Here is a 21,199-nt window from a genome sequence, read left to right as displayed (position 1 = left end):
ACCATGAATCATAAATTATTTTTTCTTTTTGCTTTACTTGTGCAGTTTACCTTTGCGCAAACAAAACTTGAAGGCCATATTGTAAATGAAAATAACGAAGACGTTCCTTTTGCTACTATACTTGTTAAAAATACAAGTACTGGTGTTTCTGCTGATGCAAATGGTGTTTTTATAATGAATGCTTTACAGCCAGGTAATTATACTTTAGTAATATCTTCTATTGGTTATAAAACAACCGAACAACAAATAATAATTGATACTAAAAGCCAACAATTTATAGAAATACAACTAATAAACGATGGTAGTATTGATGAAGTAGAGGTTTTTGGAAACCGTTTTAAGCATCCAGATAAAATTGAGGCTTTAACCAGATTACCTCTAGAACCTTATGAGCAAATACAGAGTATATCTATTATTTCAGATAAGCTAATTACACAACAGGGTAATTTATCTATTTCTGATGCAACAAAAAATGTACCTGGTGTGTATACTTTTGCTACTTATGGTAACAAAAGAGAGAGTATGTCTTCTCGTGGATTTAGAGGAATACCAATTTTAAAAAATGGGGTTCGTGTACATTCCGATTTTAGAGGAACAGGTATTTTAACAGACATGCAAGGTGTAGATAACATTCAGGTACTAAAAGGAGCAGCGTCTATTACACAAGGTGTTGCAACAGATTTAGGAAGTCCTGGAGGTGTTATTAATATTGTAACCAAAACACCTAAGTACTATTATGGAGGTAATGTCTCTTTAAGAGGTGGTAGTTTCGGGCAAGCAAGAACTACTTTTGATGTGTTTGGTCCGCTTACCAAAAAGGAAAACCTTGCTTTTAGAATTGATGGTGCTTTAGAAAGAGCAGATAGTTATAGAAGCGGAATTTCTTCAGATCGTTTTTATATTAATCCTTCATTAGAGTGGAAAGTAGATGATAAAACTACTGTTACTTTTGAAATGGATTATTTTGAAGATAGTAGAACTCCAGATGTAGGTACAGTAAATTTAGGTGAAAATGATGAAAATAATATTTATGATTTACCAGAAGATCAGTTTCTAGGGTTTGAAAATGATAAATCATTAACTACCAATAGCACGTATGCTATTCGATTTAATAGAGAATTAACCAATAAATTAACCTTAAAAGCTGCTTATTATAAATCTAAATTAGATTTAGATGATAAAGGAGCGAGTTTAGGTAGTGTGATTAGTGATGATTTAGGAGATCCTATTTATAACCAAAGAGCTAGAGGTTATGCTGTTTCTACCAGAAGTGATGATAACAGTGTTTTACAATTTGATGTTATTGGTGATGATGTAAAAACAGGAAGTATTTCACATACTTTTCAAGTTGGGTTTGATTATAGAACCACAGATTATAGTACCTTTTCTCAAAGTGTTTCTACTGTAGATAGTATAGATGTATTTACAAACAATACACATACATTACCAAGTGATTTAGCTTTTGGTGATGCTAGTACAGCAGGAGCAAAATCTAAAGCATTAGGTTTTGTTGCACAAGACGTTATTACTTTTAATAAGTACTTTAAAACATTTGTAGGTTTTAGATATAGTAAAACGCAAACTATAGCAGCTACAGAAACTACAGAAAGTGATGCTTTTAACCCTTTATTTGGGGTAATAGTAACACCTATTGAAAACGTAAATGTTTTTGCATCATACACAAACAGTTCTTACCCTAGAACAGCAACACGTTTAGATGTTAACGGTGAAGAATTAGGGAATGAACGTTATGATCAACTAGAAGCAGGAATTAAAACCAATTGGTTAGATAGTCGTTTGCGTTTTAATTTTACTTTCTTTAAAATTAATAATAAAGACATTAATTTACCTGTTTATGACGAAAACTGGGTAGCAACAGGATATTACCAAAAAGGAGGTAATGACGAAAGAAAAGGAGTAGAAGTAGAGCTTAGCGGACGTGTTTTAGATAATTTAGAAGTAATAACTGGGTATTCTTATATAGATGCACAGTATAAAGAACATACTTCTTACGTATATGGTTCTTCACCATTAAATACACCAAAACATACTTTTAATGTATATGCTAATTATAGTTTTAAAAAGCAGTTAGAAGGATTATCTCTAGGAGCAGGAGTATACTATACAGGAGAAAGACCTGTTAATGACTGGAGCTCAGGAGCTGTAACACATGAAGGTATTGTACCTAATCAAGAACCTTTTAATGTAGATGCGTATACACAGGTTAATGCACAAGCAGGTTATAGATTTAATAAGCACTGGAATGCAAGATTATTATTAAATAATGTGTTTAATAAAATTGGGTATAATGCATACAGAACAACGTATATAAACCAAACAGATCCTAGAAATTTTGCAGGAGTTTTAACCTATAGTTTTTAATATATACACTTGGTTTACATTAAAAGAGTCTGTCTTAATTATTAAGGCAGACTCTTTTTTTGTACCAGTAACACGATACTATCTATAACAGAATTATTGATACTTAAAAAATGAAAAAATGACATTTTTAAAGTGTTTAAATAGGTGTAATTCTGAAAAAATGGCATAAAAAATAAAGTTTTTAATACAATTTTAACAAATAACAAGTTTTGTTTAGTTTGGTATTTTTTTTGAAAATAATGTAACAGAATCTCTAAGGGTTCAAATTTGAAAAAATGTTTAATTTAAAATTTTGTAATTATGAGCAATTTAGTTAATGTTCCTAAAAACGGAAGTTTAGCAAACACAAATTCAAATGCAAACTTCCCTACTATTTCTAATTGGTTAGAGGATATTTTTAATAGAGATTTACCATCTGTATTTACCTCTAATTTTAATACAGGTATTACTTTACCAAAAGTAAATATTAAAGAAACAGCAGATGCTTTTATGGTAGAAATGGCTGTTCCTGGTTTAAAAAAATCAGATTTTAAAATAGACCTGGAAAATCAAGAATTATCTATTTCTACAGAGGTAAAAGAAGAAAAAGAACAAAAAAATGTAAACTACACACGTAGAGAGTATGGCTACTCTTCGTTTAAAAGAACTTTTACCTTGCCTGAAAGTGTAAATGAAGATCAAATAAAAGCAAGTTATAATGATGGCATTTTAAGCATTCTTTTACCTAAAAAAGAAGAGGCTAAACAAAAACCTCCTAGAAGCATTAAAATTTCATAAAATATTGTTGTTTTAATTGAAGTACAGAGTATGAGGCTGATTTTTTTTCAGCCTCATACTTATAATTTATTTTAACCATTAAAGCAACAATGTTATGCAAAGAAAATTTAAACCAGGAGATTGGGTGAAATTAAAAGGAAAACATGCTGCTCCAAAAATGGAAGTACTTAAGTACATTTCAAAAAAAGATGCGCTTTTAGATCTGGTTACTAATAATTGCTATTTGCAATGTGTTTGGTATACTAATGGAAAAAGAAATGTAGAAGTATTTCACCAAAATAAATTAATAAAATGCATCAAAACAGGAGGGCTTTTTAAAACATAAGGTCAGGTAAACTTTATAATGTATAACTTAAAATTTTAAAAAATGAAAAAGTATATTGTATTGTGCATTGTAGCCATGTTAAGCATTAGTTGTAATGGGCAAGTAAAGGAAAAACAAAACACAAATACCAAAGATCAAAAAAATAACATAGCACAAAAACCTCAAGGTTCTTGGAAAGTAGATAAAGAATTTGATGAAAACGGAAACTTAGTTAGATATGATAGCATTTATTCTTGGTCTTCTAATAACAAGTATGACCATTTAAAAGCTGCAGATAGAGATAGTTTAGTACAATCTTTTAAATCTAGATTCTTTAGTAGTTTTTCAGGCTTTAAAAACCAAGGGTTTGAAGATGTTTTTACTAACGATTCTCTTTTTAGTAAACAGTTTTTTAATGATGATTTTTTTGGAAGTGATTTTGGTAAAGATTTTATGGATATGGATAGAATAACACAACAAATGATTGCAAGACAAAAGCAATTTTTAGAAAAATACCAGTCAGAATTTATAAAACCAGAAGAAGAAGAAAAAAAATAAAATATACTTAAAAGTAGTCTTTAGTATAAACTAAAAAAGCCATAACAGGGTTGTTATGGCTTTTTTTAATTTAAAGATTTACTTTTTAAGCGCAGTAAGTTCAGCAATTTTGCAAATAACTTCAGTTGCTTTTATCATGCTTTCAACAGGAACATACTCATAACGACCATGAAAATTGTGTCCACCAGCAAAAATATTAGGGCAAGGTAATCCCATATAACTTAATTGCGAACCGTCTGTACCACCACGAATAGCTTTAATAAGTGGTTTAATATCTAGTTGCTTCATCGCTTCTTCTGCAATATCTACAATATGCATAACAGGCTCTACTTTTTCTTTCATGTTAAAGTATTGGTCTTTAATTTCAATAGAAATTACTTCACGACCATATTGCGTATTTAACTCATTGGTTAGTTTTTGCATCATTTCTTTTCGCGCTTCAAAATGTTCTCTATCATGATCACGAATTATGTATTGTAAAACCGTTTCTTCAACTTCACCACTTATAGAATATAGATGAAAGAAGCCTTCATAACCTTCAGTGTGCTCCGGAGTTTCCATTCTTGGTAATGAGTTTATAAACTCTGTAGCTATATACATAGAGTTTATCATTTTACCTTTTGCATAACCAGGATGTACAATTTTACCTTTTACTTTTACAACAGCTCCGGCAGCATTAAAGTTTTCGTATTCTAACTCGCCAATTTGACTTCCATCCATGGTATAGGCCCAATCTGCTCCAAATTTTTCAACATCAAAATGGTGTGCTCCTCTACCAATTTCTTCATCAGGAGTAAAACCAACTCTAATTTTACCGTGTTTAATTTCAGGATTTTGAATAAGATATTCCATAGCAGAAATAATTTCGGTAATTCCTGCTTTATCATCTGCTCCAAGAAGCGTTGTTCCGTCTGTAGTAATTAACGTTTGTCCTTTATATTGTATTAAATCTTCAAAATAATCTGGAGAAAGTACAATGTTTTCAGCTTCATTTAAAACAATGTCTTTACCATCATAACTATCAATTATTTGTGGTTTTACATCTTTTCCAGTAAAATCTGGAGTAGTATCAAAATGTGAAATAAAACCAATAGTTGGCACTTCATGGTCTATATTACTAGGTAAAGTTGCCATGATGTATGCTTTATCATCTATAGTTACATCTTGCATACCAATGGCTTTAAGTTCTTCAACTAAAGCATTTGCTAAATCCCATTGTTTTGCTGTACTTGGTGTTGTAGTGCTTTCTGGGTCTGACTCTGTGTCTACAGTTACATAACCTACAAAGCGTTTTATTATATCTTGTTTAGAAATCATATTTATTATCCCATGACCATGGGAATATTTTTAATTATTAATAAATTTTCTGAAGTTGTAAAAATACAATTATTAAGTTTTTTGTCTTTTGAATTGTTCATCTTTTTTTTTAGAATTACTTTTGTGCAAACATTACTAGATGTACAAATTACTACTAAGGCCAATATTTTTTCTTTTCGATCCCGAAAAAATTCACCATTTCACCTTTTCTTTAATTCGTTTTACGTGTAAAATTCCAGGCTTTTCCAGTCTGTTTAAAAGCATGTATGCTGTAGAAAATACTAAACTAGAGCGAAAACTCTTTGGTTTAACCTTTAAAAATCCTGTAGGATTAGCAGCAGGTTTTGATAAAAATGCAGTGCTATATAATGAATTGTCAAATTTTGGTTTTGGGTTTATTGAAATAGGAACCGTTACACCTAAAGGACAAGCAGGAAATCCTAAACAAAGATTGTTTCGTTTAAAAGAGGATCAAGGAATTATTAATAGAATGGGTTTTAATAACGAAGGTCTTGAAACAGCCATTAAACAACTAAAAAAGAATAAAGGCAAAGTTATTATTGGCGGAAACATTGGTAAAAATACACAAACGAAACCCGAAGATTATACCAAAGATTATTTGGAGTGTTTTCATGGTTTGCATCCTTATGTTGATTATTTTGTACTTAATGTTAGTTGCCCAAATGTTGGTAGTCATGCTAAATTAAACGATAAAGATTACTTACTAGAATTAATTAGCGCTGTGCAAAAAGCAAATAATAGCTTTGAAACACAAAAACCAATTTTACTAAAAATTGCTCCAGATTTAAATGAAGGACAATTAGATGAAATAATCGAGCTTATTGCAGAAACTAATTTAGATGGTGTAATTGCAAGTAATACATCTACAGATAGAACAGGGTTAAAAGCAAGTGAAGCACGATTAGCAGAAATTGGAAATGGAGGTTTGAGCGGAAAACCAATTAATGAAAAATCTACCAAAGTCATTAAGTATTTAGCAACTAAAAGCAATAAAGCCTTCCCTATAATTGGAGTAGGAGGAATTCATTCTGCAAAAGATGCTTTAGAGAAAATAGAAGCAGGAGCAGATCTAGTACAAATTTATACAGGCTTTATTTATGAAGGACCTAAACTTATAAAAGAAATAAATGAGGCCATTTTAAAAATGTAATGCATGAATTATGATTTGTTACTTTCCTTTGTGTTTGCAACAGCTGCTTTAGCATTATCTCCTGGACCAGATAATATTTTTGTATTGATGCAAAGTATTACCAATGGTAAACAATACGGGTTAGCAACTGTAGCAGGCTTAATAACAGGCTGTATTGTACACACCACTTTAGTAGCTTTTGGAGTTTCTGCAATAATAAAGGCCAATGATAATTTATTTTTTACTATTAAACTTTTAGGTGCTTTATATTTACTGTATCTGGCTTATAAGGTTTTTAAAGGCGATTCTAGAATAGCCTTTAGTAATACTAGTGCTCCAAAAAAAAGTTTATTACAATTATATAAACAAGGGTTTATCATGAATGTATTAAACCCTAAAGTGTCTATTTTTTTCTTAGCATTTTTTCCTGGTTTTTTATTTAGTGAAACCATGAATACAGTAACACAATTTTATGTTTTAGGTGCTGTGTTTATGACTGTGTCTTTTGTAGTATTCTCTTTAATAGCCATTTTAGCAGGATTAATTTCAGATTATTTAAAACAGAATACTAATGCTGGAGTAGTTTTAAAATGGTTGCAGATTGTTGTTTTTATTGCTATAGCTATTTTAATATTACTTTAAAATCTAAATCGTTTTCGTTACTACGAATCTTTTTTATCTTTGACCTATATGAAAAACAAACACGTTAAAGTTATTGAATGTCCTCGTGATGCTATGCAAGGTATAAAACAGTTTATACCAACAGAGCAAAAGATACAATACATTCAATCTTTATTGCGTGTAGGTTTTGATACTATTGACTTTGGAAGTTTTGTTTCGCCAAAAGCCATTCCGCAAATGGTAGATACAGCTGAAGTTTTAGCGCAATTAGATTTAAGCACTACTAAGAGTAAATTATTGGCTATAGTTGCTAATCTTCGTGGAGCAGAAGCTGCTTGCCAACATCCAGAAATTGATTATTTAGGCTATCCCTTTTCTATTTCAGAAAACTTTCAAATGCGTAATACGCATAAAACCATTGCACAGTCGGTGTTGCTTTTACAAAATATACTAGAGGTAGCACATAAACATAATAAAGAAGTGGTAGTGTATATTTCTATGGGATTTGGAAATCCTTATGGAGATCCTTGGAATGTAGATATAGTAGGAGAGTGGACAGAAAGATTAAGCAAAATGGGAGTAAAAATACTGTCGCTTAGTGATACTGTAGGAACCTCAAATCCAGAAAATATAGACTATTTGTTTTCTAATCTTATTCCGCAATATTCTAAAATAGAGTTTGGTGCACATTTACACACAACTCCAACTACATGGTTTGAAAAAGTAGACGCAGCTTACAAAGCAGGATGCAGAAGATTTGATGGTGCCATTCAAGGATTTGGTGGTTGCCCAATGGCAAAAGATGAACTTACAGGTAATATGCCAACCGAAAAAGTACTCTCTTATTTAACTACTAAAAAAGCACATGATTTAAGTGCTATGTCTTTTGAAAGTGCATACAATGAAGCCACAAAAATATTTTCTAAATACCATTAAGTTTTAACGGTTTATTGTATGAAAAGTTGCGTAGTTAAGCACGTAATTTAGCACGTAAAAACCGAATAGTAAATCTGCAAAGATTTTAGGAAGTAGGCTAGAACCTAGCAATAAAATATATGCGGTGTTGTAAAACATTTTTTATACTAACACTGCTATTATCACAATAATAACAATAAATCCCACAATTCCATTGTTCATTGTAAGATGTTGGTCCCAATATTCTTTGGACTTTTTTGGTCCGTATAAATATTCTTTGAATGAAAATTTAGGTTTGTTAAATATAGATCTCCAAATTGAACCATAAATCCATCTGATAGTTCCACCAATGGTATTCAGTATTAGATAGAAAATAGTTTCTCCAATAATTTCTCCAATCATTAAAATAATTTATATGTTTTTATTTAAATTTTAAATTCTCCTTTAACTCATTTCGGAATATTTTCATATTTTTTTTCATAGTGTAATATGGGAAAATCAATATCAATGTTGCTATTGGAAAAAATAATATTAATGCAGGATAAGCTTCTTTTATAATGATTACAGAAAATAATATTAAAAATAATATTGGTCCAATTATTATCGCAAGTGTTGAGATTTCATCATATCCGAAAATTTTCACTTCTAGTTTGGTTTTCTGATTTTTCATACTTATTATTCCAACAGCATTAGACGATTGAATATTCAGATTAATAAACTTTCTTTTTTTTCTCAAAGAGAATTTATTAGCTCCTATTTTTCCGCAAAATATTATTTTTGAGCGATATATTTCGTCTAATAAAATAGGTGTTTCTTCATCAACAATCAGTTTTATTTTTTTCTGAAATTCTTTTGGGTCAATATCATATTCAAACACCAAGGAATCAATTAACTTTAATTTTTTAAATAGACTTTCCATTTTTCCTCAAATGTTTTATAACTATATTATAAAGGTTGTATTTTGGTTCTTACTTGTAAATACTATAATTTTATAGAGTACAACTTAAAAATTTTTATTTACAAGACAAAACAAATATTATGAATACTACTATAGAAAAACTACTAAACGACCAAATAAAATATGAAGCACAAGCATCTATGCAATATTTAGCAATGGCTTCTTGGGCAGATGCTAATGGCTTTAATGGTGTTGCAGATTTTTTTTACAGCCAATCGGATGAAGAACGTGTTCATATGTTAAAGCTAGTAAAGTTTGTTAATGAAAGAAGTGGTAAGGTAGAAGTTCCTGCTTTAGAAAAACCAATAGCCTCTTTTTCTGGTATTATTGAACTTTTTGAAAAATTTTTAGAAAGTGAAATGTTTGTTACCGAAAAAATTAATCAGGTCATTTTTGAATGTCTTCAAAATAAAGATTATAACGTGCATAATTTTATGCAATGGTATGTAACAGAACAGTTAGAAGAAGAAGCAATGGCAAGAACCTTATTAGATAAATTAAATATTATAGGTGCAGATAAATCTGGACACTACTTATTTGATCGCGATATAAACGATATTGCTTCGTCGCAGCAAAAAGGATAGTTAAATACTTGATAATAAATTATAAAAGATTCCTTTTCGGAGTCTTTTTTTTATAAATTTGCATTTATTTAGAATAAATTAAAATAATGCAAGCCGAAATATCTCCAGAAATAGCACCTGTTTTAATAACTACAAGCTTTATTTGTTGCAGTGTTAACAAGAAAACTAAATGCTGTAAAAAGTATAAAAAGAAAGGAAAGTCTAATTGTAAACGTTGTCCTAAATTATAGTATTTTTAAGCTTCATTTTACATTCTATATGAAGCAATTACTATTCTTTTTTATATGTTTTATTTTTCATTCTGCATTTTCTAAAGAATGGAAAACACTTCAGGAATATAAAAATGTTACTAATAAAAACACTTTAGCTTCTAAAGATTGGTTACGTACAGATAGAAAACAAAATACCAGAGTTTGGCAAAAAGCAAATGCATTCAACCTTCAAAATAAGTTACCACAAGAATACCAAACCATACAACAACGTCGTGCCTTTTATGCATGGTATTACCAAGAATTAGATAAAAAAGGGCATGAAGTAGTATGGCCAAAAATGGCGCATTTTATTTCTAGTAAATTACAATTAATAAAAGCGTTTCCTTATAACATCTTCACCAAAAAAAGCATAAAAAACTATGCCTATCTAGGTAGTGAAACCGTTTTTAATCACGCATTTGTACCAATGAAAAAAATATTTTTCTCTAAAATTATTATTAAAGGAAAAGAAGCTTTGCAATGGGATAAAAATATTTTGTTTAAAGAACAATATAATTGGATCGAGTCTCTTTATAAATCTATAGATGCTAATAGTTTGAAAACCATTAGTAAAATAGTGAAAGGCAAAGGTTTGTACAGCCTAATAGTAACAAAAGAAATTAGGTTTCAAGGCAATATTTCTAATGCAACAGATAGATATGATTATGCAATACATACTTTAAGAATCTATTGTAAAAAACGATATCGTTAATTTAATTATAACTTAAAACTTTTATCCTAATTATTGTCGTATATTAGCATGCAATTAATTCTAATTGCAACATGACAGCACACAACAACAAAATTGTAGGAGAAGGTTTAACGTACGATGATGTACTTTTAGTTCCAGCATATTCCGAAATACTACCACGCGAAGTCAAAATTCAAACAAAATTTACTCGTAACATTACTATAAATATTCCTATAGTTTCTGCAGCTATGGATACAGTTACAGAAAGCGCTATGGCAATTGCTATGGCTAGAGAAGGAGGAATTGGTGTTTTACATAAAAATATGACTATTGCGCAACAAGCCAATGAGGTTAGAAAAGTAAAACGTGCCGAGAGTGGTATGATTACAGATCCTGTAACCTTAACTATAGATGCAAAAGTTTTAGATGCCAAGCAAAATATGGCAGAGCATAGCATTGGTGGTATTCCAATTATAGATGAAAACGGTACCTTAAAAGGTATTGTAACCAACAGAGATTTACGTTTTGAAAAAGATAACTCAAGACCAATTGTTGAGGTTATGACTAGTGAGAATCTGGTAACTGCTCCAGTAGGTACTTCTCTACAAGATGCTGAAGGTATTTTAAATCAGCATAAAATAGAAAAACTACTTATTGTTGAAGAAGATTATAAACTAGCAGGTTTAATCACCTTTAGAGATATAACAAAACTTACACAAAAACCAATTTCAAATAAAGATAGTCTTGGTAGATTGCGCGTAGCTGCTGCTCTTGGTGTTACTGCAGATGCTGTAGAACGTACAGAAGCTTTAGTAAAATCTGGTGTAGACGCTGTTATTATTGATACAGCTCACGGACATACAAAAGGTGTGGTTGCTGTTTTAAAAGAAGTAAAAAAGAAATTCCCAGAATTAGATGTCATTGTTGGTAATATAGCAACAGGAGCTGCAGCAAAATATTTGGTAGAAGCAGGAGCAGATGCTGTAAAAGTTGGTATTGGTCCTGGTTCTATTTGTACAACTCGAGTAGTTGCAGGAGTAGGGTTTCCTCAATTTTCTGCAGTATTAGAAGTAGCTGCGGCAATAAAAGGTTCTGGTGTACCAGTAATTGCAGATGGTGGAATTCGTTATACAGGAGATATACCAAAAGCTATTGCAGCAGGAGCAGATACTGTTATGTTAGGTTCTTTACTTGCAGGTACAAAAGAATCTCCAGGAGAAACTATTATATACGAAGGAAGAAAATACAAATCGTATAGAGGTATGGGATCTGTAGAGGCAATGAAAAAAGGAAGTAAAGATAGATATTTTCAAGATGTTGAAGACGATATTAAAAAACTAGTTCCAGAAGGAATTGTTGGTCGTGTAGCCTATAAAGGAGACCTTTTTGAAAGCATTCATCAGTTTGTTGGTGGTTTGCGTGCAGGAATGGGATATTGTGGTTCTAAAGACATAGAAACTTTAAAAGAAAACGGACAGTTTGTAAAAATTACCGCTTCAGGAATTAATGAAAGTCATCCGCATGATGTAACAATCACTAAAGAATCTCCTAATTATTCTAGATAATTAAATTTCTGTCTAGGCAGAAATCTTATTTAAGAATTTAAAAAAACACTTAATTCCCGCTTTCGCGGGAATTTTTTTTAATATTTTTTTTGTGCATGTAGTAAAACGCTTCAAATTAATCTTAAAAGTATAGATTAATCGCTATTTAACTTCTGCAAAAGTATGTTGTAATACTAATTTTATAAGCCTAAAATAGGGTTTTGTTTTGTTTGTGTAATGTATTGTTTATCAGTTTTATGGGGTGTAAAAAGTGATAATTATCATAGTTTTTCATTGAAAAAAATAGTAACTTAATGAATAAAAAAAGGATGTTATTATGGAACCAAAGAAAAACCCACAAATAGAAGTTGGAAGAAATAGCAGCATATATGTACTTATAGGAATAAACTTGATGCTTTTTCTTACTTGGCAAGGTTTTGAACAAAAAACCTATGAAAAAGAAGCAATAAAAAAAGAATATGTAGAAATTGTTCAGGAGATAGAAGAAGATATACCTATTACCAATTTAAACACGCCACCTCCACCACCTCCACCTGTAGAACTTGCAACACCAGAAATAATTACCGTTGTTGAAGATAGAGAAGATGTAGAAGAAACAGTTATTGAAAGTAGTGAAACCAGTCAGGAAGAATATATAGAAAAAAGAGAGGTTGTAGCGGTTGAAGATGTTGTAGTTGTAGAAGAGGTAGAGGAAGAAATAGAAGTAGCCTTTGCTGTAGTTGAAAATGTACCTGTTTTTCCTGGTTGTACAGGAACCAATGCCGAGCTAAAAAAATGCTTTAACGATAAAGTTCTAGCACATGTTAAAAAAACATTTAAATATCCTACTCAAGCACAAGAGTTAGGTGTGCAAGGAAAAGTATATGTTATGTTTATTGTAGATAGTAAAGGCAATATTAGTAATATTAGAACTCGTGGTCCAGATAAATATTTAGAAACAGAGGCTAATAGAATTATTGATGCTTTACCAAAAATGACTCCTGGTATGCAGCGCAACAAACCAGTTAATGTGCCTTATTCTATTCCTATTACTTTTAAGTTAGATGATTAAATTTATATAAAACCATAAAGTATAGTTGCTAAAAGTACTTAGTTATTCTTTTTTATGTTTATCGGCAAAAATTAGTTCTCCTTTGGTAATCCAGGAAATACCAAATGCCCAAAGCGCAATACTTTCTAACCAAAAAACAGGTTTTAGTTTTTGTAAATCTGGATATGCTTCTTGTAAATAAAAAAAGTATAACGCAATTAAAGCAATACAAGCAATCATAACATATCCGCAGATATGAAATACGGTATTTCGCTTCCTTTTAGGCGCTTCCATAGCTGCTTTTGGTGTTTTAGATTTTGTAAACAGAAATAAAGAAAAGTAAATAAGTACCGCAAAAAACAATCCTGCAAAAGTAAAATGTACGGTTTTAATCCAAGGATCATAAACAATACACTGCTCTGCACATGCAGAAAGCGTATCTACTCCTGTAGGAAAAAACGCGACACCAACAGCAAATACACAAGCAAGATTTCCTGCAATACTATCTCTTATATCATAGCCTTTATAGGTAAACATAAACAAGGCTACAGCACACAAAACACCAACTAATATATTTCGCATTTTGGTGTGGTAATAATCGCTTATAGAGCTTTGTATAATTTCACAATTGCCATAATAAAAAGCACCAACTACTAAAAGTATAGGTAGTATAATACCAAATAAACCAACTAGTTGCCTTAAAAGTTGGTACGATATTAACTGCGGATCTTCGTGACCTTTTATCTGTGACATGCCTTGTATTGTTTTTTTAAAATTAGACATTTTATCTATTAAAAAAAATACGTAGAGCTACTTATTTTTAATGTTTTACATCTCAGTAGTGTTATTTTACAACTCGGTAGGTTTTAATTTTTAGTATTTACTAAGTGTTACATATTTGTGGCAACCAATTAAAACCAATAGTATATTATGAAAAAAATAATCTTTGTTTTTATTTTTTTATTAAGTCTTACAGTTGCTGCACAAAGCATAAAAGGAATTGTTACAGACATTAAAAACAATCCAATACCACAAGCTAATGTGTATTTAAAAGGTACTTATGATGGTAGTACCACAAATAAAAAAGGCGAATTCTTATTTAAAACTACAGCAAAGGGAACCCAAACCTTAGTAGTGTCTTTTATAGGTTTTGAAACCTATACCATGATTGGTGATATTTCATATATGAATGATTTAAAAATCCAGCTTCGTGAAGATGTTAACTCTTTAGACGCTGTAATTCTTTCAGCAGGAACATTCTCTGCAGGAGATAACTCTAAAGTAAACGCTTTAAAACCTTTAGATGTTGTTACAACAGCAAGCGCTTTAGGCGATTTTGTTGGTGCGCTGCAAACACTTCCAGGAACTACAACAGTTGCAGAAGATGGTAGACTTTTTGTTCGTGGTGGTGAAGCAGATGAAACACAGATTTTTATTGATGGTATTAAAGTTTTTACGCCTTACAGTCCTTCGGCTAATAATACACCCACTCGCGGACGCTATTCTCCTTTTTTGTTTGATGGCATTACCTTTTCAACAGGTGGCTATTCGGCAGAATATGGTCAAGCTTTATCTAGCGTGCTGCTTTTAAATACTACAGGAGAACCAGACCAAGAAAAAACAGATATAAGTATTATGACTGTTGGTGCAGCTCTTGGTAATACCCAAAAATGGAAGAATAACTCGTTAAGTGTAAATGCTTCGTATATAAATTTAGCACCTTATAATGCCCTTTTTAAAGATAGAAATGATTGGATAAAACCTGTAGAAGCTGCCTCTGGAGAAGCCGTTTTTCGTCAGAAAACAAATAAGGGTATGTTAAAGCTATATACCGCTTTTGATGCTAGTAATTTTGAATTGATTCAGGAAGATATAAATACTTCAGAAGGTGTACACTTTAAATTAAACAACAATAATTTATACTTTAATGGTTCTTACAAAGGAATGCTGACCGATTCGTGGACACTGCAAACCGGAATGAGTTATACACATGCTAAAGACAAAATAAATATAGAGGAAACTGCTATTAATGACACTCAAAATTCCTTTCATGCTAAGCTAAAACTGAAACATAGATTTAGTAATCGTTTTAAATTAAATTTTGGTGCAGAATATATGGCTACAGATTTTAATGAAAACTATAAAGACATTATAAACCCTTCTGTAGATTACGGATTTAATAATAATATTAGCGCAGCATTTACCGAAGCAGATATTTTATTCTCTAAAAATTTTGCATTAAAAGCAGGAGTACGTTTAGAGCATAGTGCTTTATTTGATGAGGTAACGCTGTCACCAAGAGCTTCAATGGCTTATAAAGTTTCCAATAAAAGTCAGTTGTCTTTAGCTTATGGTGATTTTTATCAAAACCCCAATAGTGACATTTTAAAGTTTGAACAAGATGTACAAGCGCAACACACGTCGCATTATATTTTAAACTATCAATATAATAGCAATAAACAAATTTTTAGAGCAGAAGCCTACTATAAAAAATATACAGACTTAGTAAAATACGATAGTGAATTTACAAGTTTTGATGCTAATTATAATAACCAAGGAAAAGGTTTTGCAAAAGGAATCGATTTGTTTTGGCGTGATAATAGTAGTATTAAAAATATAGATTATTGGGTAAGTTATTCGCTTTTAGATAGTGAAAGAGTATATAAAAACTATAGCAATGCAGCACAGCCAAATTTTGCCAATACACATAACCTTTCTGTAGTTGGAAAATATTGGGTAGATAATTGGAAAAGCCAAATAGGTCTAAGCTATACTTTTGCTTCAGGTAGAACCTATACCAACCCAAATGAAACCGGATTTTTAAATCAAAAAACAAAAGCATATAACAGTTTAAGTCTTAATTGGGCGTACTTGCTTTCGCCTCAAAAAATTCTATATTTTTCAGTAAATAACGTGTTAGGGTTTAAAAACATTAACGGTTATCAATTTGCAGACCAACCAGATAGTAATGGCAATTTTGCAAGCAGAAGCTTGCGTCCTGCAAACGATCAGTTCTTTTTTGTTGGTTTCTTCTGGACCATTAGTGAAAAAGGAACCGATAACCAACTAAATAAATTATAACAATCTATCCTTAAAAAATGACAGTTCGGTAGAACCCTTTTTTTAAACAAGCAGTTTGTATAGATATTTGTATAACAATTAAAAAAAATCATAAAAATGAAAAATCTAGCCATTATAGTAGTCTTATTTGTAACCAGTATAATTACAGCACAAACCCAATACGAACAAGGTATGCAAAAAGCTTTTGATCTTTGGGAAACAAATGCCATAGAAGCCTCACAACTTTTTGAGCGTATAGCTCAAGCAGAACCAGATAATTGGCTACCTCCTTATTACGCAGCAGAAACTTTAATTTTAGATGGTTTTAGCAAATTAAACGATAAAAAAGCGCTGGAAGCACAATTAAATCAAGCACAAGATTTTTTAAATGAAGCATCAGCCATTTCTAAAAACAATCCAGAAATTATGGTAATGCAAGCTTTGTTGCATACGGTTTATGTGGCAAGTGATGGCGCAACGTATGGCATGACGCTTTCGGGTAAAATTATAACCTTGTATCAAGAAGCAGAAAAAATAGCACCAAACAACCCAAGGGTAGTTTTAAGTAAAGCAGATTGGAATATTGGTGGCGCGAGATATTTTGGGCAAGATATTAAACCCTTTTGTAAAGACGTAGAAAGAGCATTAGAACTTTTTGCTACCTTTAAACCAGAAACAGCATTTCACCCAAATTGGGGAAGAGAACGCGCACAACAAATTTTAGAAAGCTGTAAATAATAGTTTATAATAGTACCAAACTCTATGAATGAATACATAAAAAATATACTAATCACCTTTGCCATTGGTTGTCTGGTATTTGTAATAGGTAATGCTTTTTATAACGGATTTGCTTTTAAAAGTATCAATGCCTTTTTAGTCAACTTTAGCTTTTATCAGCTATATGCTTTTGTGTTAGGCTATTCTAATATGTATTATTTTAATTATTTAGAAAAAAGAACCTGGGAAACTAAAAATGGTATTAGTGTTAAACGAGTTGTAATAGGCATTTTAGGCTCTATTATAATTACCATTATTGGTTTGTTTATACTAAGAGTACTTACCGCTTTGATGTATGATGGAAGTACTTTTGAAGCTTTTATAGCTAAAGAAAACTGGAAGAATTATTCCTTTGGTATCTGGATCACGTTATCTATTGTTATTACTTTTCATGCCTTTTATTTTTTCGCAAAATTACAGCAACAAAAAGTAAAAGAACAAAAAGTAATAGCAGGCACAGCAAGCGCAAAGTTTGATGCTTTAAAAAACCAATTAGATCCGCATTTTTTATTTAATAGTTTAAATGTGTTAACCAGTTTAATTGAAGAAAATCCAGATAGTGCACAAAAATTTACCACATCGTTGTCTAAAGTATATCGCTATGTGTTAGAGCAAAAAAATAAAGATTTAGTAACTGTAAATGAAGAACTAGCATTTGCTAAAACCTATATGTCACTTTTAAAAATGCGATTTGAAGATAGTATTATTTTTGAAATTCCAGAACAAGCAACAAATCCAGAAAGCAAAGTAGTGCCATTATCCTTGCAGCTTTTATTAGAAAATGCAGTAAAACACAATATAGTAACCTCTAGTAAACCATTATATATTAAAATATATGAAGCAAATGGAAACCTAATTGTAGAAAATAATTTGCAAGTCAAGCAAATAGTTAAAAAGAGTAGTGGTGTTGGTTTAAGCAATATCATGCAACGCTACCAATTATTAACCACAAAAAAAGTAAATATCAATCAAAACGCAAACAGTTTTGCAGTTGCAATACCAATGCTAACAAAACAAATCACAAGTATGGAACGTATCAATACAAATACAAAAGAAGACGCCTATTACAGAGCTAAAAAACGCGTAGAAGAAATTAAAGGATTCTATGGTAACTTAACTTCTTATTGCCTAGTAATACCATTTTTAATATTTATAAACTATTCTACTTCTTGGGGTTTTCAATGGTTTTGGTTTCCTCTTTTTGGTTGGGGAATGGGAGTGGTAATTCACGCTTTTACTGTGTTTGGCTATGGTAAAACATGGGAAGAACGCAAAATAAACGAAATCTTAGAAAAAGAACAACAACAAAATAAATGGCGATAATTATGGACGCAAATCACTTTGATAACGAACGTATAGAGCGAGCAAGAAAACAGGTAAAGCGAATTAAGGGTTTTTATTCTCACTTCATGATTTATATTGTGGTAAACATAATGCTTGTATTTATTAATATTAAAAATTTAGATCCAGGCGAAACGTATTTTCAATGGCGTAACTTTATAACTCTAGGTACTTGGGGAATTGCCATAATAATACATGCCGTTTCTGTTTTTTTTCCAAATTTTATTTTTGGTAGCAAATGGGAAGAACGTAAGATTAAAGAGTTTATGCAAGAAGAAGAAAAACACCAACATTGGAATTAGAAATCATGAATAATAAATACACAAAAGAAACCTACAACCAAAAGGCCTATAGCGAGCAAGAAGCGTATGATAAGGCAAAAAAACGTGTAGGGCAAATAAAAGGCTTTTACTGGCACTTACTTTCTTACATAGTAATAAATATTGTTATTTTATATATGATTAGCCTACATGTAGACAGTGAAAATTTTTGGACATTTAATGTGTTTTCAACCGTGTTTTATTGGGGAATAGGCTTGTTCTTTCATTTCTTAGGCGTTTTTGGTAAAAATGTATTTTTAGGAAAAGATTGGGAGAATAAAAAAATAAACGAGATTTTAGAGAAAGAAGAAAAACAAAACTGGGAATAATTTTTTGGGCGTTACCCTTTTCGCTAAAAAGCTTCAAAGGGTCGCGCTTTACACTTAAATCTTTTTTTGTTATCCTTCCTGCCAAAAGCAGAAATTATAACAAAAAAAGGATAACGTTTCAATCGCTAACGCAAATTCAAGCATGACAACAATAATTATAGAAGACGAAAAACCATCAGCAAGACGTTTACAACGTATGTTAAATACTTTAGGTTTAAAAGCAGAAACCATGCTACATTCGGTAGAAGAATCTATAGCTTGGTTTCAAAATAATTCACATCCAGATCTTATTTTTTTAGATATTCAACTAAGTGATGGTTTGTCTTTTGAAATTTTTGAAGCAATAGATATACAATCTGCTGTTATTTTTACTACAGCTTATGATGAATATGCCTTGCAAGCTTTTAAACTAAACAGTATAGATTATTTATTAAAACCTATTGATGATGAAGATTTAGAAAAGGCGGTAAATAAATACAAATCTCGTGTTCCTCAAAAACAAAATGTCACTTTAGATTTTAACGATATTAAAAAACTACTGGTTAATCCTATTGAAAGAGAATACAAAAAAAGGTTTTCAGTAAAAGTAGGACAGCATTTAAAACTTATTAATATTGATGATATTGAGTGTTTTTATAGCGAAAATAAAGGCACTTACATACATACTTCAGAAGGGAGAAACTATTTGTTAGATACTACTCTTGAACAATTAACAGAAGAATTAGAACCACAGCAATTCTTCAGAATTAACAGAAAATTCTTTGTAAATATTAATGCCATAAAAGATATGGTAAGCTACACCAATTCACGGTTACAAATAAAATTAAATTCGTTTAAAGATCAAGATGTAATTGTAGCGCGTGAACGTGTAAAAGACTTTAAAGCGTGGTTAGAGTAGGTTTAATCTTCTTCAATTCTATTATCATCAAAAGCACTAGGTAGTAGTTTTGGAATAAACTTTATAACTATAGGAAGTAATAAGGCGCCACCAGGAAGCATAAAAATAGCCAGGCTAGGTATAGATTTAAAAATATCTAATAATTGTCCTTGTACTTTTTTTTGTTCTTCATCACTTAAATCTCTAATAGTAGATTGAGAAATAAGTAACATGAGTTCCTTACTTTGGGTAAGCTCTTTAAGTAAACGCTTGCTATTTCTAGAAATAAGCTTAATTACCATATTGCTAGAATTATCGTAAAATGTTTTTACAATATTTTTAGAACCAAGTAAAACTATTTGTTCTTTATAAGTGTTGTAAAACAACGAAATAGAAGCTTTGGCCTCGTTAATAGTTGTTTGCTCTAACTGTAAATCTGCACCTAATTGGTTTAAAAAATCATGTTCTTTATTGTCAATATCGGCATCTGTCCAGGTAGCCATACAAGCTATATCTAATATATATTGCGTTTCAAGCTCACTATTAATAAAAGATATGGCTTCGTTGTATGTAATATTGTGCTTTTTTTGATAACGTAAAGATTGCTCAAACAGCCTAATTAAACTGGTGTCATATTCACTTTTAGCTTCTTTAGCGCTTAATACACCTAAAACAATAGTTTCTATAGAAGCTTCTAAATTTTTTATATAACTGGTGGTAATTGTTTTTGTTTTTAAAAAGTGTTTATAGGCAAGTACATCTATATACAGTAAGGCGTTTGTAATAAAGTAATTAAAGCTTTTTGAGATGAGGTTGTTATCTATTAATACACGTTTATGAATTATTTTTTCTAATAAACCGTTAGATTTCTTTTCTCCTAATAATTCACTAAAATAGGAAGTTTTATACTCTTCAATTTTAGTGTAAAAATCAATAACACTATCGGTAAAATTCTCAGCACCATCTAGTTTTTTATATGAAAAATGAAAGGCTAATAATAGATTTACTTTACAAATTTCTTCGTTTGAAAAATCTTTTTTATCAAATAAATTTTGAACAATAGCAACGTTGTTTCCATAAATAAATCCACTTTCTCTTAACGCTAAATAAAATGCACTAGTAGCGGTTTGCTCCATAGCATCATTGGTTTTTATCGTATTTAGTAGTTTGCTTATCCAGCCACTTGCCGATGGATTCATGGTAATCCTGTTTAGTTGTTGTAAAGATAATTTTTTCTGCGAAACAAAAAATATTTAAATTTTTTTAAAACCGACTTTTCTTTTTTTACGTAGGTACGTGTGAGAGTAAAAACTTAAAAAAGAATTACTAGAAAGTATTTTTAAACTTGGTTCTTTGCAGAAGTAGGAACTAAGAAATATTTAATATTTTCGC

General features: G+C 30.7%; 22 protein-coding genes. 17 read left to right on the top strand and 5 right to left on the bottom strand.

Features of this window, described 5'->3' with window-relative positions:
• Positions 1-3: 3 nt before the first annotated feature.
• The 4 genes from KO494_RS05355 (at position 4) to KO494_RS05340 (ending at position 4,021) form a co-directional block, all read left to right on the top strand.
• The gene (locus tag KO494_RS05355; RefSeq protein ID WP_215966570.1) at positions 4-2,382 is read left to right on the top strand and encodes a TonB-dependent receptor; all 2,379 of its coding nucleotides are present in this window, start codon (positions 4-6) and stop codon (positions 2,380-2,382) included.
• Between the two features lie 300 nt (positions 2,383-2,682).
• Positions 2,683-3,159 (top strand): Hsp20/alpha crystallin family protein, encoded by a 477-nt coding sequence (locus KO494_RS05350; protein WP_215966569.1) that lies wholly within the window; start codon positions 2,683-2,685, stop codon positions 3,157-3,159.
• 94 nt (positions 3,160-3,253) lie between these two features.
• The gene (locus tag KO494_RS05345; RefSeq protein ID WP_215966568.1) at positions 3,254-3,484 is read left to right on the top strand and encodes a hypothetical protein; all 231 of its coding nucleotides are present in this window, start codon (positions 3,254-3,256) and stop codon (positions 3,482-3,484) included.
• Positions 3,485-3,526: 42 nt separating this feature from the next.
• Positions 3,527-4,021, top strand: a complete 495-nt coding sequence (locus tag KO494_RS05340; protein ID WP_215966567.1) for a hypothetical protein — start codon at positions 3,527-3,529, stop codon at positions 4,019-4,021.
• A gap of 78 nt (positions 4,022-4,099) precedes the next feature.
• Here KO494_RS05340 and pepT read toward each other — a convergent pair whose 3' ends face one another.
• Entirely contained in the window at positions 4,100-5,338 is a 1,239-nt protein-coding gene (gene pepT, locus KO494_RS05335) for a peptidase T (protein WP_215966566.1), read from the bottom strand.
• 139 nt (positions 5,339-5,477) lie between these two features.
• Between pepT and KO494_RS05330 the strand changes: the two genes are divergently transcribed.
• The 3 genes from KO494_RS05330 to KO494_RS05320 are packed head-to-tail and all read left to right on the top strand — an operon-like array spanning position 5,478 to position 8,045.
• A complete protein-coding gene (locus KO494_RS05330) occupies positions 5,478-6,509 on the top strand; it encodes a quinone-dependent dihydroorotate dehydrogenase (RefSeq protein WP_215966565.1) in 1,032 nt (343 codons plus the stop codon).
• 3 nt (positions 6,510-6,512) lie between these two features.
• A complete protein-coding gene (locus KO494_RS05325; RefSeq protein WP_215966564.1) occupies positions 6,513-7,130 on the top strand; it encodes a LysE family translocator in 618 nt (205 codons plus the stop codon).
• 48 nt (positions 7,131-7,178) lie between these two features.
• A complete protein-coding gene (locus KO494_RS05320) occupies positions 7,179-8,045 on the top strand; it encodes a hydroxymethylglutaryl-CoA lyase (protein ID WP_215966563.1) in 867 nt (288 codons plus the stop codon).
• Between the two features lie 141 nt (positions 8,046-8,186).
• Here KO494_RS05320 and KO494_RS05315 read toward each other — a convergent pair whose 3' ends face one another.
• Entirely contained in the window at positions 8,187-8,426 is a 240-nt protein-coding gene (locus KO494_RS05315; RefSeq protein ID WP_215966562.1) for a hypothetical protein, read from the bottom strand.
• A gap of 19 nt (positions 8,427-8,445) precedes the next feature.
• Positions 8,446-8,943, bottom strand: coding sequence for a hypothetical protein (locus KO494_RS05310; protein ID WP_215966561.1), 498 nt, complete (start codon positions 8,941-8,943; stop codon positions 8,446-8,448).
• Positions 8,944-9,062: 119 nt separating this feature from the next.
• Between KO494_RS05310 and KO494_RS05305 the strand changes: the two genes are divergently transcribed.
• From KO494_RS05305 to KO494_RS05290, 4 genes are all read left to right on the top strand, one after another.
• A complete protein-coding gene (locus tag KO494_RS05305; protein WP_252730312.1) occupies positions 9,063-9,566 on the top strand; it encodes a ferritin in 504 nt (167 codons plus the stop codon).
• Positions 9,567-9,824: 258 nt separating this feature from the next.
• Positions 9,825-10,529: an Insecticidal toxin complex protein gene (locus tag KO494_RS05300; RefSeq protein WP_215966560.1), complete on the top strand. Its 705-nt coding sequence runs from the start codon at positions 9,825-9,827 to the stop codon at positions 10,527-10,529.
• 71 nt (positions 10,530-10,600) lie between these two features.
• Positions 10,601-12,073, top strand: a complete 1,473-nt coding sequence (gene guaB / locus KO494_RS05295) for an IMP dehydrogenase (protein WP_215966559.1) — start codon at positions 10,601-10,603, stop codon at positions 12,071-12,073.
• A 316-nt stretch (positions 12,074-12,389) separates the two neighbouring features.
• Entirely contained in the window at positions 12,390-13,124 is a 735-nt protein-coding gene (locus KO494_RS05290; protein ID WP_215966558.1) for an energy transducer TonB, read from the top strand.
• Between the two features lie 42 nt (positions 13,125-13,166).
• On the opposite strand, the gene KO494_RS05285 is transcribed toward KO494_RS05290, so the two are convergent.
• Positions 13,167-13,856 (bottom strand): hypothetical protein, encoded by a 690-nt coding sequence (locus KO494_RS05285; protein ID WP_215966557.1) that lies wholly within the window; start codon positions 13,854-13,856, stop codon positions 13,167-13,169.
• A 177-nt stretch (positions 13,857-14,033) separates the two neighbouring features.
• Here KO494_RS05285 and KO494_RS05280 point away from each other — a divergent pair, with 177 nt between their 5' ends.
• The 6 genes from KO494_RS05280 to KO494_RS05255 all read left to right on the top strand — a co-directional run bounded on the left by KO494_RS05280 (position 14,034) and on the right by KO494_RS05255 (position 19,828).
• Positions 14,034-16,184 (top strand): TonB-dependent receptor, encoded by a 2,151-nt coding sequence (locus tag KO494_RS05280; protein ID WP_215966556.1) that lies wholly within the window; start codon positions 14,034-14,036, stop codon positions 16,182-16,184.
• Between the two features lie 96 nt (positions 16,185-16,280).
• Entirely contained in the window at positions 16,281-16,901 is a 621-nt protein-coding gene (locus tag KO494_RS05275) for a hypothetical protein (protein ID WP_215966555.1), read from the top strand.
• A gap of 24 nt (positions 16,902-16,925) precedes the next feature.
• Positions 16,926-18,263, top strand: coding sequence for a 2TM domain-containing protein (locus KO494_RS05270; RefSeq protein ID WP_215966554.1), 1,338 nt, complete (start codon positions 16,926-16,928; stop codon positions 18,261-18,263).
• On the top strand, positions 18,254-18,583 hold the full coding sequence (locus KO494_RS05265) for a 2TM domain-containing protein (protein ID WP_252730306.1): 330 nt from the start codon (positions 18,254-18,256) through the stop codon (positions 18,581-18,583). The genes KO494_RS05270 and KO494_RS05265 overlap by 10 nt, the downstream gene beginning before the upstream one ends.
• 5 nt (positions 18,584-18,588) lie before the next feature.
• Entirely contained in the window at positions 18,589-18,930 is a 342-nt protein-coding gene (locus KO494_RS05260) for a 2TM domain-containing protein (protein WP_215966553.1), read from the top strand.
• Positions 18,931-19,072: 142 nt separating this feature from the next.
• Complete coding sequence (locus KO494_RS05255) at positions 19,073-19,828, top strand: LytTR family DNA-binding domain-containing protein (RefSeq protein ID WP_215966552.1); 756 nt, start codon at positions 19,073-19,075, stop codon at positions 19,826-19,828.
• A gap of 2 nt (positions 19,829-19,830) precedes the next feature.
• On the opposite strand, the gene KO494_RS05250 is transcribed toward KO494_RS05255, so the two are convergent.
• Complete coding sequence (locus KO494_RS05250; RefSeq protein WP_215966551.1) at positions 19,831-21,006, bottom strand: LETM1-related biofilm-associated protein; 1,176 nt, start codon at positions 21,004-21,006, stop codon at positions 19,831-19,833.
• Between the last annotated feature and the right edge of the window lie 193 nt (positions 21,007-21,199).

It is taken from the genome of Lacinutrix sp. C3R15 (assembly GCF_018860825.1).
In the GTDB taxonomy this organism is placed as follows: Bacteria; Bacteroidota; Bacteroidia; order Flavobacteriales; family Flavobacteriaceae; genus Oceanihabitans.
The sequence above is the reverse complement of the archived record's forward strand: the minus strand, read 5'-3'. Positions and strand labels throughout refer to the sequence as shown.

Excerpts from the sequence above, each read along its gene's own strand:
- KO494_RS05355 (WP_215966570.1), top strand. The coding sequence starts at position 4 with ATGAATCATAAATTATTTTTTCTTTTTGCTTTACTTGTGCAGTTTACC.
- KO494_RS05350 (WP_215966569.1), top strand. The coding sequence starts at position 2,683 with ATGAGCAATTTAGTTAATGTTCCTAAAAACGGAAGTTTAGCAAACACA.
- KO494_RS05345 (WP_215966568.1), top strand. The coding sequence starts at position 3,254 with ATGCAAAGAAAATTTAAACCAGGAGATTGGGTGAAATTAAAAGGAAAA.
- KO494_RS05340 (WP_215966567.1), top strand. The coding sequence starts at position 3,527 with ATGAAAAAGTATATTGTATTGTGCATTGTAGCCATGTTAAGCATTAGT.
- pepT (WP_215966566.1), bottom strand. The coding sequence starts at position 5,338 with ATGATTTCTAAACAAGATATAATAAAACGCTTTGTAGGTTATGTAACT.
- KO494_RS05330 (WP_215966565.1), top strand. The coding sequence starts at position 5,478 with ATGTACAAATTACTACTAAGGCCAATATTTTTTCTTTTCGATCCCGAA.
- KO494_RS05325 (WP_215966564.1), top strand. The coding sequence starts at position 6,513 with ATGAATTATGATTTGTTACTTTCCTTTGTGTTTGCAACAGCTGCTTTA.
- KO494_RS05320 (WP_215966563.1), top strand. The coding sequence starts at position 7,179 with ATGAAAAACAAACACGTTAAAGTTATTGAATGTCCTCGTGATGCTATG.
- KO494_RS05315 (WP_215966562.1), bottom strand. The coding sequence starts at position 8,426 with ATGATTGGAGAAATTATTGGAGAAACTATTTTCTATCTAATACTGAAT.
- KO494_RS05310 (WP_215966561.1), bottom strand. The coding sequence starts at position 8,943 with ATGGAAAGTCTATTTAAAAAATTAAAGTTAATTGATTCCTTGGTGTTT.
- KO494_RS05305 (WP_252730312.1), top strand. The coding sequence starts at position 9,063 with ATGAATACTACTATAGAAAAACTACTAAACGACCAAATAAAATATGAA.
- KO494_RS05300 (WP_215966560.1), top strand. The coding sequence starts at position 9,825 with ATGAAGCAATTACTATTCTTTTTTATATGTTTTATTTTTCATTCTGCA.
- guaB (WP_215966559.1), top strand. The coding sequence starts at position 10,601 with ATGACAGCACACAACAACAAAATTGTAGGAGAAGGTTTAACGTACGAT.
- KO494_RS05290 (WP_215966558.1), top strand. The coding sequence starts at position 12,390 with ATGGAACCAAAGAAAAACCCACAAATAGAAGTTGGAAGAAATAGCAGC.
- KO494_RS05285 (WP_215966557.1), bottom strand. The coding sequence starts at position 13,856 with ATGTCACAGATAAAAGGTCACGAAGATCCGCAGTTAATATCGTACCAA.
- KO494_RS05280 (WP_215966556.1), top strand. The coding sequence starts at position 14,034 with ATGAAAAAAATAATCTTTGTTTTTATTTTTTTATTAAGTCTTACAGTT.
- KO494_RS05275 (WP_215966555.1), top strand. The coding sequence starts at position 16,281 with ATGAAAAATCTAGCCATTATAGTAGTCTTATTTGTAACCAGTATAATT.
- KO494_RS05270 (WP_215966554.1), top strand. The coding sequence starts at position 16,926 with ATGAATGAATACATAAAAAATATACTAATCACCTTTGCCATTGGTTGT.
- KO494_RS05265 (WP_252730306.1), top strand. The coding sequence starts at position 18,254 with ATGGCGATAATTATGGACGCAAATCACTTTGATAACGAACGTATAGAG.
- KO494_RS05260 (WP_215966553.1), top strand. The coding sequence starts at position 18,589 with ATGAATAATAAATACACAAAAGAAACCTACAACCAAAAGGCCTATAGC.
- KO494_RS05255 (WP_215966552.1), top strand. The coding sequence starts at position 19,073 with ATGACAACAATAATTATAGAAGACGAAAAACCATCAGCAAGACGTTTA.
- KO494_RS05250 (WP_215966551.1), bottom strand. The coding sequence starts at position 21,006 with ATGAATCCATCGGCAAGTGGCTGGATAAGCAAACTACTAAATACGATA.